The sequence below is a fragment of the Acinetobacter sp. C26M genome, assembly GCF_023702675.1.
In the GTDB taxonomy this organism is placed as follows: domain Bacteria; phylum Pseudomonadota; class Gammaproteobacteria; order Pseudomonadales; family Moraxellaceae; genus Acinetobacter.
Map to the genome: position 1 here is coordinate 1,875,076 of NZ_CP098478.1, position 15,463 is coordinate 1,890,538.

14 protein-coding genes are annotated in these 15,463 nt (G+C 39.5%); 13 read left to right on the plus strand and 1 reads right to left on the minus strand.

Annotated features, from left to right (window positions below; all coding sequences use genetic code 11):
* Window positions 1-97: 97 nt before the first annotated feature.
* The 4 genes from NDN11_RS08525 to NDN11_RS08540 all read left to right on the plus strand — a co-directional run bounded on the left by NDN11_RS08525 (window position 98) and on the right by NDN11_RS08540 (window position 2,621).
* On the plus strand, window positions 98-421 hold the full coding sequence (locus NDN11_RS08525; protein ID WP_251111385.1) for a hypothetical protein: 324 nt from the start codon (window positions 98-100) through the stop codon (window positions 419-421).
* A 385-nt stretch (window positions 422-806) separates the two neighbouring features.
* A complete protein-coding gene (locus tag NDN11_RS08530) occupies window positions 807-1,148 on the plus strand; it encodes a hypothetical protein (RefSeq protein ID WP_228284308.1) in 342 nt (113 codons plus the stop codon).
* 239 nt (window positions 1,149-1,387) lie between these two features.
* Window positions 1,388-1,978: a uracil-DNA glycosylase family protein gene (locus NDN11_RS08535; RefSeq protein ID WP_251111386.1), complete on the plus strand. Its 591-nt coding sequence runs from the start codon at window positions 1,388-1,390 to the stop codon at window positions 1,976-1,978.
* 19 nt (window positions 1,979-1,997) lie between these two features.
* Window positions 1,998-2,621, plus strand: a complete 624-nt coding sequence (locus tag NDN11_RS08540) for a class I SAM-dependent methyltransferase (protein ID WP_251111387.1) — start codon at window positions 1,998-2,000, stop codon at window positions 2,619-2,621.
* A gap of 153 nt (window positions 2,622-2,774) precedes the next feature.
* On the opposite strand, the gene NDN11_RS08545 is transcribed toward NDN11_RS08540, so the two are convergent.
* A complete protein-coding gene (locus tag NDN11_RS08545) occupies window positions 2,775-4,283 on the minus strand; it encodes a phospholipase D family protein (protein WP_251111388.1) in 1,509 nt (502 codons plus the stop codon).
* 296 nt (window positions 4,284-4,579) lie between these two features.
* Between NDN11_RS08545 and NDN11_RS08550 the strand changes: the two genes are divergently transcribed.
* The 9 genes from NDN11_RS08550 (at window position 4,580) to NDN11_RS08590 (ending at window position 15,418) form a co-directional block, all read left to right on the plus strand.
* Window positions 4,580-4,855, plus strand: coding sequence for a metal/formaldehyde-sensitive transcriptional repressor (locus NDN11_RS08550; protein ID WP_005313619.1), 276 nt, complete (start codon window positions 4,580-4,582; stop codon window positions 4,853-4,855).
* A gap of 287 nt (window positions 4,856-5,142) precedes the next feature.
* A complete protein-coding gene (locus tag NDN11_RS08555; protein WP_251111519.1) occupies window positions 5,143-6,252 on the plus strand; it encodes an S-(hydroxymethyl)glutathione dehydrogenase/class III alcohol dehydrogenase in 1,110 nt (369 codons plus the stop codon).
* Between the two features lie 59 nt (window positions 6,253-6,311).
* Window positions 6,312-6,668, plus strand: coding sequence for a winged helix-turn-helix domain-containing protein (locus tag NDN11_RS08560; protein WP_167246924.1), 357 nt, complete (start codon window positions 6,312-6,314; stop codon window positions 6,666-6,668).
* Window positions 6,669-6,918: 250 nt separating this feature from the next.
* The gene (gene atzF / locus NDN11_RS08565; protein WP_251111389.1) at window positions 6,919-8,748 is read left to right on the plus strand and encodes an allophanate hydrolase; all 1,830 of its coding nucleotides are present in this window, start codon (window positions 6,919-6,921) and stop codon (window positions 8,746-8,748) included.
* A 19-nt stretch (window positions 8,749-8,767) separates the two neighbouring features.
* Complete coding sequence (gene uca / locus NDN11_RS08570) at window positions 8,768-12,373, plus strand: urea carboxylase (RefSeq protein ID WP_251111390.1); 3,606 nt, start codon at window positions 8,768-8,770, stop codon at window positions 12,371-12,373.
* A 6-nt stretch (window positions 12,374-12,379) separates the two neighbouring features.
* A complete protein-coding gene (locus NDN11_RS08575; RefSeq protein ID WP_251111391.1) occupies window positions 12,380-13,084 on the plus strand; it encodes a GntR family transcriptional regulator in 705 nt (234 codons plus the stop codon).
* 55 nt (window positions 13,085-13,139) lie between these two features.
* Window positions 13,140-13,376 carry a hypothetical protein gene (locus NDN11_RS08580; RefSeq protein ID WP_251111392.1) on the plus strand — a complete coding sequence of 79 codons (237 nt, stop codon included), beginning with the start codon at window positions 13,140-13,142 and terminating at the stop codon, window positions 13,374-13,376.
* A 145-nt stretch (window positions 13,377-13,521) separates the two neighbouring features.
* Window positions 13,522-14,400: an AraC family transcriptional regulator gene (locus NDN11_RS08585; RefSeq protein ID WP_251111393.1), complete on the plus strand. Its 879-nt coding sequence runs from the start codon at window positions 13,522-13,524 to the stop codon at window positions 14,398-14,400.
* 4 nt (window positions 14,401-14,404) lie between these two features.
* Window positions 14,405-15,418 (plus strand): NAD(P)H-quinone oxidoreductase, encoded by a 1,014-nt coding sequence (locus NDN11_RS08590; RefSeq protein WP_251111394.1) that lies wholly within the window; start codon window positions 14,405-14,407, stop codon window positions 15,416-15,418.
* The last annotated feature ends 45 nt before the right edge of the window (window positions 15,419-15,463 follow it).

Here is a 15,463-nt window from a genome sequence, read left to right on the forward strand (position 1 = left end):
CTGATTTTTGTTTTTAAAGTCGTTGTTTTTTCAAAAATTATGCTATAAATTTCTTCTTTCAACTCACTCATCTTCAATATCTTTAAAAGCTAATCGCATGAAAAAAATATTAATACTTTGCCTTGCAGCATTAATTGTTGGCTGTGACCAACTACCAAATTTGGGGGAAAGAGTAGCAAAAAAACATTTGGTAGAAGCCAACAAAAAGATTGAAGAATTTTTAGTTATTCTTAATGACCCTCTAGCTGAAAAAGATGTTCAGAAATACGTGTTGTGTCTAAACTATCCTAAAATTTATAAGTATGAGTTTATACCTGCAACACTAAAGCTTTCAAAAGAAGAATCTAAAAATAAACTGATGAATGATCTGAAAATCATGACTGAAAGTTACAGTGAAAAGCTTGGAATTAATTGTGATTAAAGGTAACTAAGTGATTGATATTATATATGTTATATGCCATTGATGTTATGAAGTAAAAGTTTAGCTAGCCACTGTAATTTTAAACATCCTTTTGGACAGTTAAACTATTACCTAAGCGCTAAGCAATATCTAATGATGAATGATGGAAGATCTTTGACAATGGATAAAATTCAAATTGATTGCAAAGGAAATACTACTGGGAGTTTTAGATCCAAATAATTAAACAATATGAAAAGCTACGTTAGTACGGCTTTTGTTGTATTTCCATTCATCTGTTTTTTGTAAATTTTATTTTTAGCTCGCTATAATCCAAACAAAATAAATCAGAGAATCTAAACGACTTTACAAGAGTTCGTTGTTGTTATCTTGGGAATGGCATTAGCTAATGAATAAAATTTACATTATTCTGAGTATTATTTTTCTATTAATGTTTGGGGTTATATGGAAATCTAATCATGATCGATTGCAAAGAGAACAAAAAAAACAACAGCAATTTCAACAGCACATGCAAAAAATGGCTGAGATTGAGGTGGAGTATCAAGTAAGAGTTCAACAGGAAGCAGCTGAAAAAGCTAGGAAAAATCAGCAACGTATAATTGATAACGAAAAAGCTAGACTTGAGACTGAAAAATTCGAACGTGAAATGAGAGAGCAAGAATTTGCTAGATCTAGAGAATATCCTAGTTCAGGTGAAGAAGACGATGCCTTAAGACATCTTTTTGATTGAACTATTTAGCATCATAAAGGTGATTTAGAAAGATAACTTATATTTTTAGGGATTTATTTATGTGCCTGAACGCAGAGCTTTATCAGTGAAATTAACGCTGTCAGATCAGCAAACTCAAAGAAAAAATGATATTGTGCAGGTGAAATTTCAACCAATAAAAACATCCAAGCAAAACACTACAAGATTCTATAAAATAAATAAAATTTTTCGCTCAATTTAAAATTTGGCTATTTATATAAATGACTGATATCAAAATAGAAACACACCCATTACAACCGTTTTTACCAGCGACTGCTAAGCTACTGATGCTCGGTAGTTTTCCACCACCGCAAAGTCGGTGGAAGATGGATTTTTACTATCCAAACTATCAAAACGACATGTGGAGAATCTTCGGTCTGATCTTTTCTAATGATAAAGATTACTTTTTAGACTTAGCCAATAAAAACTTTAAAGAACAACTTATCCGTGAGTTCTTAACTCAAATTGGTGTAGGAATCTTTGACACGGCCTATCAAGTGAAACGCTTGCAAGGTAATGCTTCTGATAAATTTTTAGAAATTGTCACGCCTACAGATTTATCCAAATTACTTGAACAAATTCCACTGTGTCATACCATCATGACCACAGGTGATAAAGCAACAGATACGTTGATGCAACATTTTCCAGCGCAAGCCATTAAACCTATGATTGGACAGTCGGTGCAGGTAAATTATGCTGATCGAGAGCTGAGTCTATATCGACTGCCGTCATCATCGCGAGCCTATCCATTAGCACTAGAAAAGAAAGCTGAAGCCTATCAACAGTTCTTTAGCCAAATTGGTTTAATCTAATTATTAAAGGGGGAAATAAATGCAGGATGTCGCAAGTCCAATTGATTTAAGAAATTTCGCTGATGCTTTGGAATGGCAAGAAACGGCGAATATAAAAAGACCGTGGCGCAAGAACTTTTTTGAATATTATACCAATCTTATTAGACCGCATATTTCTGAACAATATCAGATATTAGAACTTGGTTCTGGGCCAGGTTTTTTAGCTCAACATTTGCTCTCGCAACTTACTAACATTGAGTATACCGCTTTTGATTTTTCAGAAGCGATGCATCAGCTGGCACAAGAAAAACTCAATGCCGCTGAAAGAGCACGGGCAACCTATTTGGTTGGAAGCTTTAAAGCTGCTGATTGGCAGAATACATTCTCTCAGAAGTATGATTTGATTATTATCCATCAAGCATTACATGAGCTTCGACATAAATGCTATGCAACCGATTTTCATAGAATCGTAAAAACCTTATTAAAACCTCAAGGCTATTATTTAGTGTGTGATCATTTGTGTACAGCACATGCAATGCAAAATAATCAGCTTTATATGACTAAACAAGAGCATTTGGATGCACTTGAACAGGCATCTTTTACACAGATTAAGATGCCGTTAGAGATAGAAGGGCTGTGTTTATTTGAAATGACTTTGGATTAGCTTAAACACTCCATCATCCGAGGATATTTAACCCATCTAAACGTTTGATTCTGAATTCTCTTACATGAGCAAATTCAGACCAAATCAATTGACTGCCCTTTTAGGATGAAGAAAGATGTCAATTCAGCAAATTAAATCTTATTGAAGGGTGATTTACATCATCCATTCAACTGGAAAATAAGACACAAAGTGCATGGTAAAGCGCTGGAATCTGGTACTTTCAGGGTCATGATGGTGCTCAATAACTTCACCATTTTCCTTATGCTCATACCAAACAATATCACCGTTTTGATCTAATTTGAGTTGATAAGCCACTTGTAATAAATGCTGATCAAGCATAGCGGTGATTTGGTCTTGTAAATGATCAGATTCAACTACTAAACCAACTTCAGTGTTTAAATGGGCAGAGCGCGGGTCAAAGTTAAATGAACCAATAAAAACCTTTCCATCGACATCAAAAAATTTGGCATGCAAACTTGAACGGTTTTTGCCTTTTACAGGGATTACGCTGCCTGTGGCGATTTCATACCAAGTTCGTTTTTTTCGTTCAATATTTGGTTTAAACTCATACAGTTGAACGCCATTTTTTAAAAGTGGTTTACGGTATTGGCTATAAAAAGAATGCACCACGGCGACATCATTGGCCACCAAGCTATTGGTTAGGACACGGACTTTAATACCATCTTTAGAGAGTTGATTGAGGTAGGTCGTTCCTTGTTTCGTAGGAACAAAATAAGCCGAAACTAACTCCATATGCTGTTCTGGTTTACCCATAATTTTCAAAACTTGGGCATATAAAAGCTGCTGATCTTTGGCTTGTCCTAAGGCCTTATTCGGATGATCTGCGACAAAATGTGCTTTTGCCCATTGGATTGGATAGTTTTGTAAACGTAATTTTAAATAATCTTGAGCGGCTTCGAGTTTATCTTCGGTAGGTGTATCCACTTGATCTAAGGCTTTATAAGTATTTCTTAAACTTTCCAATTGTTGAGGTGTACCAGAACCCATTAATTGTTCTGTTGAATAACTGAGTTTATCGGTCCAAAATTCATCGAAAACCTGTTCCGCGCGATCAACTGCTTTACCATAGAACAAAATGTCCATGTCGCTAAACTGAAACTGGTCACTGGCTTCAAAGTATTCACTACTGATATTACGGCCACCTGTAACCGCAATTGAATGATCGGCAATAGTGAGCTTATTGTGCATACGATGATTAATCTGTTTCAGTCTAAAAACATAATCAATAAAGCGTAAGTGCCTAAACTTATAAGGATTGAAAATACGGATTTCAAAATTTGGATGTTGGGCCAGGGCTTTTAAGGTTTTATCTAGTTTTATGCCATTTTGATCATCAATCAATAAACGGACTTTTACCCCACGATCAGCTGCTTTGAGTAACTCATGTAGCATCATGTTGCCAATGGCATCGTCATTCCAAATATAATATTGTAAATCCAATTGATGCTTGGCATTTCGAATTAAATGAATACGGGAAGCAATACTTAAAAAGGCATCATCCAATGCTAAAAATGCAGTTAAACCTTTTTCAATATTAAGATCGGCTTGTGGATCATTCATCCACTTTGTTTTCGTATGCAAGGAGTTACTCCGATCATGGTTCTGATTGGGTGGCAAAGAACAACCACCAATTCCTAACATGATAACAAGTGTCATTATCTTAAAATGGTATGAATTGTTTATCATTTTATTGATCAAGCGTTTGGATCCAACAGTAATGTGTAGGTGATTGATTTTCTTATATATCTAAATGCTGTTTTGTTCCAAGGGTGAAATGTAATTATAAAGATAATCAATGGGTTATCATTTTAATAATTTAATTTTCTTTGTAAATTCATTCCAATGGACACAGCTTAATAGAATCTAGATCAACAAATATTGAGCTTAAGTACTATACTGGTGTATAGTATATTTTTAGATTTAATGTGGTCGACATTATGCCTAAACAATTAGAGGATAAAAAAAAGATTCTCACACGTGTAAGACGAATCCAAGGTCAAGTTCAGAGTGTGGAAAGGGCTTTGGAAAGTGACACAGAATGTGCTGATATCTTGCAGCAAATCTGTGCAGTTCGTGGTGCATTAAATGGTTTGATGACGGAACTTCTCGAAATTCATCTCAAAGACACTTTAGTTGTTGGTGAATCGTCTGAGTTGCAACGCAGTCAAGAGCTCATTCAAGTCAGTAAAATTCTTAAATCTTATTTAAAGTAAATTAGGGGCAGCTGATATTTCACAGATGCTTGTGACAGAAGAGATTTTTTAAGCGGTACAAGGCAGGGTTTGTGAAACTTAGTGATTCTAAGTAAGCAAAACCTAACGCCGTAACGATAAAAAATCTACCTGTCCCATAGGGTTATGGCTAAAACTTCCGTAAACTGCGTTATGAAACTTGACAAGGGAGCTGCCATTGTCTGTGTTTCATGCCTTGTTTATGTTGTTTTAGCCGATAACACAATGCATGGTTGAAATATCAACTGACCCAAAGGAGTGTCATTGTGATTAAATCTCGTGCAGCCGTTGCTTTTGCCGCAGGCGAACCATTACAAATCGTAGAGCTTGATGTTGAACCACCTAAAGCAGGTGAAGTTCTGATTAAAATTACCCATACTGGTGTGTGCCATACCGATGCTTTCACTTTGTCAGGTGATGATCCTGAAGGTGTTTTCCCCGCAGTACTGGGACATGAAGGTGCAGGGGTTGTGGTGCAAGTGGGTGAAGGTGTGACTAGTGTTGCAGTCGGTGACCATGTGATTCCGTTGTATACCGCTGAGTGTAAAGAATGCTTATTCTGTAAATCGGGCAAAACCAATTTATGCGTTGCTGTTCGTGCAACTCAAGGTAAAGGTGTAATGCCAGATGGCACAACACGGTTTTCTTATAATGGACAACCGATTTATCACTATATGGGTTGTTCAACCTTTAGTGAATATACCGTCGTTGCTGAAGTGTCTTTGGCAAAAATTAACCCTGAAGCCAATCACGAACAAGTGTGCTTATTGGGTTGTGGTGTAACCACAGGGATTGGTGCGGTACATAACACTGCGAAGGTACAGGAAGGTGACAGCGTTGCTGTGTTTGGTTTAGGTGGTATTGGTCTTGCAGTTGTACAAGGCGCACGTCAAGCCAAAGCTGGGCGTATTATTGTCATTGATACCAACCCAGATAAATTTGAACTAGCAAAACAGTTTGGTGCAACTGACTTCTTAAATCCAAAAGATTATGATCAACCGATTCAACAAGTGATTGTTGAAATGACAGGTTGGGGTGTTGACCATTCTTTTGAATGTATTGGCAATACAAATGTTATGCGTTCGGCACTCGAATGTGCACACCGTGGTTGGGGACAATCGGTGATTATTGGCGTTGCGGGTGCAGGTCAGGAAATCTCAACACGTCCATTCCAGTTAGTGACAGGACGTAAATGGATGGGAACTGCTTTTGGCGGTGTAAAAGGTCGTAGTCAATTACCAAAAATGGTTGAAGATGCAATGAAAGGTGAGATTGAGCTGGCACCGTTTGTAACGCATACCATGGCATTGGATGATATTAATCATGCCTTTGACCTAATGCACGAAGGTAAGTCGATTCGCACCGTGATTCATTTCTAATTTAAAAGTGATAGGATTTGATGATGTGAAATACATCATTAAATCTTGGGTAATAAGAAATGTCAAAAGCACAATTAAAGCTACATGTGCGAATCTTATCTGATCAGCAGATTGCTTTTGGTCCAGGTAAAGCTGAGCTACTTGAAGCGATTCATCGTACAGGATCAATCTCCCAAGCAGCAAAGTCTATGGATATGAGTTATCGCCGTGCATGGCAGTTGGTGGATACCATGAACCAATGCTTTCATTCCAATCTGGTCGATACCCAAACAGGTGGAACGCATGGTGGTGGTGCAGTAGTAACCGAATTGGGGCAAGTCGTGCTCAAAAAATATAGAGCCATGGAGCAGCAAGCAATTAAAGCAGTAGCAACTGAGTTTGAAGATTTAACTAACTATCTAAAAGTAAATAAATAATCTTATAAATATAAATAATTTAAATCGCATTTCATCACATTTACTTTGATTCTTTCACTCTCGATAAAAATTTGCTGAGTTATAGCGCATCGGTATTTTTGTCGAATCTTTTTAGCACCATAAATAAACCATTCAAACCGTCTTGTAGTTTGGGTTGTATATTAAGTTATTAATTTATATAATAAAATTATTGTTGGCACACTTTCTGCTTTTATCTATTCAAACTTGTATACAAGATAGGATTCATAAAGTGAGCGAAATAAAAACTTTAGGCTGGACAATTTCTGAATGGCAAACGGCGTATTTAAAGCAAGAAATTCAACTCGATATTTTGAAAGAGCTGGTTTTAGCACTTGATCCTCAGGATGTTGCTTGGATTTCGATTGCGAGTACAGATTTAGTTGAGCAACAAATCCAATCTTTAAAGCAACTGACTCAAGATGCTGAAAATCTGCAAAAACAATTTCCTCTCTATGGTGTGCCATTCGCAGTCAAAGACAATATTGATGTCGCTGGTTTTGTCACTACAGCGGCATGTAAGGCACTGAATCGTGTTGCAACACAAGATGCTGAAACGATTCGTTTACTTAAACAAGCAGGAGCAATTGTCGTTGGCAAAACCAATCTTGATCAATTTGCGACGGGTTTGGTTGGCACACGTTCACCTTTTGGGGCAGTACCGAATAGTTTTAAACCTGAATATGTCAGTGGCGGCTCAAGTTCGGGTTCGGCTAGTGTGGTTGCACGTGGTTTAGTTCCATTTTCTTTAGGAACTGATACCGCTGGGTCAGGGCGTGTGCCAGCAGCATTTAATAATATTGTCGGTTTAAAGCCAACCAAAGGGCGCTTTTCTAATCGTGGTCTATTACCCGCAGTAAAGAGCATTGATTGTATTTCTATCTTTGCTCTCACTGTGGCTGACGCTGAATTGGTGGCTGCTCAAGTCGAAGCTTACGATATTTTAGATAGCTATTCACGTCAGCATCCTAAAAACGTACCTGCACGTTTCTCTAGTAAGCTGAAATTTGCCATCCCGAATAAATTGAACTTCTTTGGTGATGAATTGGCTGAAAAAGCTTTTCAACACACCATTCAATTACTTGAAAGCTTAAATGCTGAAATTACTCGCATTGATTTCTCTGCTTTTGAGCAACTTGCAGCACAACTTTATCAAGGCCCTTGGGTGGCAGAACGTACTGCAGCGGCTGCTGACCTACTCAAAACCAATGTTGCTGATTTTGATCCGACCGTTTTAGAGATTATTCAACAAGGTGAAAAATATTCCGCGGTGGATGCCTACAATGCTGAATATTTAAAACAGGATTTGACCCGAAAAATCCAAGCTAGCTTGGCTGAGTTTGATGCCTTGATCGTGCCAACTTCACCAACGATTTATACCATTGAACAAATGCAACAACACCCGATTGAATATAACGCGCATTTCGGCACTTATACCAATTTTACCAATCTCGCAGATTTAAGTGCTTTGGCATTACCCGCAGGCTTTAGAGCAGACAACCTACCATTTGGTATCACTTTAATTGCACCTGCTTGGCACGATGCAGCCTTGGTGCATTTCGGCAAAGCATGGCAGAACTATTTAGCACTGAAACTCGGTGCGTTAGATAAGACATTAGCTGTAGCAAGTGCACCGACTTTGCTGTCACCTCATCATATTCGTGTCGCGGTTGTCGGTGCGCATTTAACTGGTATGCCACTGAATTTCCAACTCACCACACGTGGTGCGGTTCATGTCGAAACCACCAAAACCTCTCAGGATTATGCGCTTTATGCCTTAAATGGTACGGTTCCGCCAAAACCAGGTTTGGCTCGTCAACAAGATGGACAAAGCATCATTGTCGAGCTTTGGGATGTACCCACAGCACGTTTCGGTGAGTTTGTAGCAGAAATTCCAACCCCATTGGGCATGGGCAATGTCGAACTTGAAGATGGCCGTTGGGTTAAAGGTTTTATTTGTGAACCCTATGGCTTAGGCGATGCCGAGAATATCAGCCATTTTGGTGGCTGGAGAGCGTATATCCAGCATCGCAATAGTCAAGTCGTCAATACAGCTAATTAATTTTTGAGGGGGAATCATCATGTTTAAGACCGTACTTATTGCAAACCGTGGTGAAATTGCTGTTAGAGCAATTCGAACACTGAAAAAATTAGGCATTACCAGTGTCGCGGTTTATTCGGACAGCGACCGCTATGCTCAGCATGTACAGGATGCAGATATCTCAATTGCACTAGATGGTTTAAAACCTGCCGATACTTATTTGAGTATCGAAAAACTGATTCAAGCTGCTAAACAGACTGGGGCAGAAGCAATTTTTCCAGGCTATGGTTTTCTGTCTGAGAGTGCCGATTTCTCTCGTGCTTGTGAAGAAAATAATATTGCCTTTATGGGGCCAACTGCAGAACAGATTCTGGAATTTGGTCTAAAACATCGTGCACGTGAACTTGCCGCAGCGGCTCATGTACCAATGACCCCTGGTACAGGCTTGCTGGACAGTTTAGAGGAAGCATTGACTGCGGCTGAGCGGATTGGTTATCCAATTATGCTCAAAAGCACCGCTGGTGGTGGTGGTATCGGCCTAACCCGATGCGATACCCCACAAGCACTGGCCGATGCTTATGAAAGCGTGAAACGCCTAGGCGAGCAGTTTTTTAAAGATGCAGGTGTTTTTATTGAATGCTTTATTGATAAAGCACGTCATGTTGAAGTACAAATTTTTGGTGATGGTAAAGGTCAAGTTGTCGCATTTGGTGAGCGTGATTGCTCATTGCAACGTCGTAACCAAAAAGTGGTTGAAGAAACACCTGCAGCTAATTTACCTGAAGCAACCCGTAAAAAGCTACATCAAGCCGCAGTTGAACTGGGGCGCTCTGTGAATTACCGCAGTGCAGGAACGGTTGAATTTATTTACGATGCACAACGAGATGAATTTTATTTCCTTGAGGTGAATACCCGTTTACAGGTGGAGCATCCAGTAACGGAAATGGTGACTGTTCTCGACTTGATTGAGTGTATGCTCAAAGTTGCGGCGGGTGATGCATTGGATTGGGACTATCTCAGCAATATCAAACCGCAAGGTGCTGCAATTGAAGTCCGAGTCTATGCCGAAGATCCTGTGAAAAATTTCCAACCTAGCCCGGGTGTGCTCACCGAAGTGTCATTTCCAGAAGGTATCCGTGTTGATACATGGGTGAAAACAGGCACAGAAATTTCTCAGTATTTTGATCCAATGATTGCAAAGATTATTGTGCATGCGGAAGATCGAGCTGCTGCGATTGAAAAACTAAAAGTGGTTTTAGCTGAAACGCGTTTAAATGGCATCAGCACCAACTTGGATTATGCACGCGCGATTGTTTCTGACCAACGATTTGAATCCATGCAAATCTGGACACGGATGCTTGATGATTTTGATTATTCGCCAAAAGTCATTGAAGTGATCCAAGCAGGTACATTGAGTTCCATTCAAGATTATCCAGGGCGTACAGGCTATTGGAATATTGGTGTACCACCATCTGGCCCAATGGATGATTATGCGTTCCAACTCGCCAACCGTATTGTCGGCAATGATGCCAAAGCAGCAGGTTTTGAGTTTACCTTGGTGGGCCCAACCTTAAAGTTCCATGCCGATACCACCATTGCACTCACAGGTGCAAGCTGTACGGCTTTGTTGGATGATCAACTGATTGCCTTTTGGCAACCGATTAAGGTCAAAGCTGGTCAAACTTTGAAAGTTGGTCAGGTGGCATCTGGATGTCGTACTTATTTAGCTGTGCGTGATGGTCTGGATGTACCCCTATATTTGGGTAGCCGATCAACATTTGCATTAGGTAATTTTGGTGGTCATGCAGGGCGGACTTTACGTGTTGGCGACATGATCAAAATGGTCGATGCACAATTTGCCAGTGCGGAATTACCGCTTGCGATTGATGAGCCTCAAGCCTTATCCAAAGATCTCATCCCTGAGTATAGCAATGAATGGGAAATCGCAGTGTTGTATGGACCACATGGTGCACCTGATTTCTTTAAACCTGAATATGTCGAAGAATTCTTTGCTTCTGAGTGGACGGTTCACTTTAACTCAAACCGTTTAGGGGTCAGACTTTCAGGTCCGACACCGAGCTGGGCAAGAGAAAATGGTGGTGAAGCTGGTTTGCACCCATCCAATGTGCATGATTGTGAATATGCAATTGGTGCGATCAACTTTACGGGTGATTTCCCTGTGATTTTGGCAAAAGATGGCCCAAGTTTAGGTGGCTTCGTTTGTCCAGTAACCATTGCCAAGGCTGAACTGTGGAAAGTAGGTCAACTGAAAGCCGATGACAAAATCCGTTTTTACCCAATCACGGCAGAGCAAGCCAATGCGTTAGAACGGAAACAAATCGACAATATCCAGAACTTTGCAGATGCCGCCAAAGTCGTTGAAACCATTGAACCTGCTCAAGATGTCTTTTCCACTATTCTGGCTCAACGTGAACCAACAGCATTATCGCCAAAAACAGTTTATCGCCAAGCAGGTGATAGCTATATTTTATTAGAATATGGTGAAAACGTTTTAGATTTGGCGCTACGTTTACGAGTGCACCAATTGATTCAAATGATTCGTGATGCCAATCTTGTAGGTGTTTTGGAACTGTCACCAGGTGTGCGTTCCCTACAAATTAAATATGATGGTCTGGTGATTCCACAAGCTGAGCTCATTTATCAATTGCTTAAACTTGAAGAAAAAATGGGTGATTTAAGCCAGCTCAAAATCCCATCGCGTATTGTGCATTTACCAATGGCGTTTGAGGACAGTGCCACTTTGGGTGCAGTAGAGCGCTATCAGGAAAGTGTTTGCGCCAAGGCACCATGGTTACCGAATAACGTTGATTTTATCCAACGTATTAACGGGCTAGCACATCGTGATGAAGTCAAAGATATTATTTTTGATGCCAACTACTTAGTGCTAGGTTTAGGCGATGTTTATCTGACAGCGCCATGTGCAGTACCGATTGATCCACGTCACCGCTTACTCAGTTCTAAGTATAATCCTGCACGTACTTTTACCGCTGAGGGTACTGTCGGTATTGGTGGGATGTACATGTGTATTTATGGCATGGATTCACCGGGTGGTTATCAGTTGATTGGGCGGACGCTGCCGATCTGGAACAAGTTTAAAAAGAACAAGCAATTTGGAGATAAGCAATGGTTCTTGCAATTCTTTGACCAGATTAAATATTTCCCTGTGACCGAAGCTGAATTGAATGAATGGCGCGCAGATTTTGAAAATGGCCGTGCTCAAATTCAAATTGAAGAAACTGAGTTTGATTATGCAGACTATGTACAGTTCTTGGACAATGAAGCAGAAAGTATTGCGGCTTTTAAACACAAGCAACAACAGGCCTTTAGCACCGAAGTCAATCGCTGGAAGGAAGAGTTTGCTGCACAACCTGAGCAACATGTTGAACAAGCCATTGATGTTGATTACAGCCATCTTTCTTCTTTAAATGCATCAATGACAGGAAATATCTGGAAGATCTTTGTGGAACATGGGCAAGAGATCAAAAAAGGCGAAACTGTTGCTATTATTGAAGCCATGAAAATGGAATTGCCTGTGTATGCGGAAGAGGATGGCATCGTCAAAGCCATTATTTGCAGAGCAGGGCAAACCGTACACAGTGGTGAACCATTGGTCTATATGGAATAAGCTTGCATGAAAGAAGCTAACATCAACATAAAGAACACAACCAAAGGCTCAGACAATTTGTCTGAGCTAGTTTACCAACGTATCAAGAATGATATTTTTGACTTCAAATTGATGCCAGGTGAACGCTTTACTGAGTCTGAAGTTGCTAAAGCCTATGATGTGAGTCGTACCCCAATCCGACAAGCCTTGTATCGTTTGCAACAAGAAGGCTATGTTGATGTGAGCTTTCGGAGCGGTTGGCAGATTCGGCCGCTCAATTTTCGTTATTATGAAGAACTTTATGATGTACGTATTGTTTTGGAAAAAGATTCGATTCGAAAACTCTGTCAGATTGACCACCACAACTCAGTTGAGCTGTCAGTGTTAAAAGACCTGTGGTTATTACAACCATCTGAGTATTTAAAAGACATTAAACAGCTTTCTCAGCAAGATGAGGATTTTCATTGTGCTTTGGTCCGAGCTTCAGGCAATAATGAAATGGCAAGGATTCATCGAGACTTAAGTGAGCGTATTCGGATTATTCGCCGTTTGGATTTTTCTAAAGATTATCGAGTTGAAGCAACTTATCAGGAACATCAAAAAATCTTAGGTTTTATTTTCGATCGACAAACTGAACAAGCAATCAATGCGATTGAAGCGCATATTATGCAAAGTCGTGATGAAGTGAAAAAAATTACTTTACAGATGTTGGATTCGAGTCAGTTTTACTAAACAGAAAGTATCGAGTAAAGTAAAAATATTTGTAATAATTCATTTTAGGATTACGATGCTTAAAAATGAGCTAATTTGTTGTATTGAACAATTTATCAATAAAAAGGATATATCTATAAAGAATGCGAATAAAATTGAGTTCCTACTTGAGAGTTTGAAGTTAGAACAAGATTTTGTAAATGATATTATTCTCATGTTAGCGTCCTATGTCCCAAGTGGGGGAGCATACATGTATGACGAAGATCAGGTTGCTTATGAATTAAAGAAAATATTAAAAATTATAGAAATATAATAAGTTAAACATTATTACTGGATGGCTTTACATTATTTTTCGTTCGAAAGCTCTATATTCCATGCCTAATTCTGCATAAAACTAACAGTTTTTATCTGTTTGCTATTTAATAATAAAAATCACATTTCAAATCATCAGATGACACATGATGAATGACCAAACACTGATCAAATTATTCCTAAAACTGGTAAATAAAGAAGGCTTTTTTGCTACAGCGATTGATGGCATTACCCTAATGCGTGTCGATCACAACACACCACCGATTGCGGTGTTGCAGGAACCAACCCTCGTATTTGTATTGCAAGGTCAAAAACGTGGCTATATTGGTACGGAAACTTATTCATTCAAGCAAAACGAATGCCTGATCGTCGCTGTTTCAATGCCATTTGATTGTGACACCATAGCCAGTCCAGAAGCACCGATGATTGCGATCAGCATGAAGTTAGAGGCAGAGACTGTAAATGAGCTACTGGCTAAAACCTATTTTGAAAATTACCGATTTAAACCACTGACCACAGGGATGAGTGTGATTCAGTATGATCAAACCGTATCGAGTGTTTTGATTCGACTGTTAAATGTGCTGACTTCTGAACAGGATGTATTGATCTTGGGAGATCAAATTAAACGGGAGTTGCTTTATCGTGTGATTCAACATTCGGGTGCAGATGCTTTAAAAGGCTTGCTCGCTCAGGGGAATCTCAGACCGATTTATAAAATTTGTGAATATATTCAACATCATTTTACCGAAAAGCTCACTGTAGAAATGCTTGCAGAACAAGCCAATATGAGTACTTCTGCATTTCATAAGGCCTTTAAACAAGTCACACAACATTCACCATTGCAATATTTAAAAGTGGTTCGGTTGCATAAGGCAAAACAACTGTTGCAAAACGCAGACCAAAGTGTGGCGCAAGCGGCTTATGCTGTTGGATATCAGAGTTCTTCTCAATTTAGCCGAGAATTTAAAAAGCAGTTTGGTTTTCCACCCAAGCATGCTGAATCGAATACTGAAACGGAGTCATGATCAGATGAATCAAAATAGCGTAGAACAAATGAAATATATCGAAATTACACAAGCTGGCGGTCCTGAAGTTTTACAAGTGCTTCAAGGGCCTCGACCAGAGATTAAAGCAGATGAAGTGCTCATCGAAGTCTACGCAACAGGAATTAACCGACCTGATATTTTACAGCGCCAAGGGCTGTATCCGATGCCTAAAGGCGTAACCCTAATTCCTGGGCTAGAAGTTTCAGGTGTGATTGCTCAAGTCGGCGAACACGTCACCCAGTTTAAAGTTGGAGATAAAGTCTGTGCACTGACCAATGGTGGTGGATACGCAGAATATTGTGCGGTACCAGCCAACCAAACCTTAAAAATCCCAAAGAATCTGAGTTTTGTCGAAGCGGCTGCTATTCCTGAAACCTATTTTACTGTTTGGGCGAATCTGTTTCAGATTGGGCAGTTGAAAAAGAATGAAACCGTACTGATTCATGGTGGAGCCAGTGGTATTGGTTCAACAGCAATCAGCTTATGTCATGCGATGGGCATCAAAAACTTCTCCACTGTTGGGAGTGATGACAAAGTTGAGAAATTATCTTCTGTGTCACAGGTGATCAACTATAAAACACAGGATTTTGAAAAAGAGGTTTTAGCTCAAACCGATGACCAAGGTGTGGATGTGATCTTGGACATTATTGGTGCTGCTTATTTCAATCAAAACCTGAGATTATTAAAGCGGGATGGTCGATTGGTCATTATCGGTTTTATGGGTGGTCGAAAAGTCGATGGCTTTGATATACAAGAATTGATGTTAAAACGGGCTGTTGTCACAGGTTCAACCATGCGTGCTAGAACCAATGCTGAAAAAGCTCAAATTACGCAAGAACTTGAGCAGTTTGTCTGGCCCTTAATTGAGGCAGATCAATGTAAGCCGATGATCTATAAAACCTTTGCATTTGATGAAGTAGCTCAGGCACATCAATGTTTGGAAAGCAGCCAACATACGGGCAAAGTGGTACTCGAAATTAAATCTGAATTTGCCTAATTGTATTCAATCCATGCCTGTTCATACTCAAAACTTGAGTGGGAC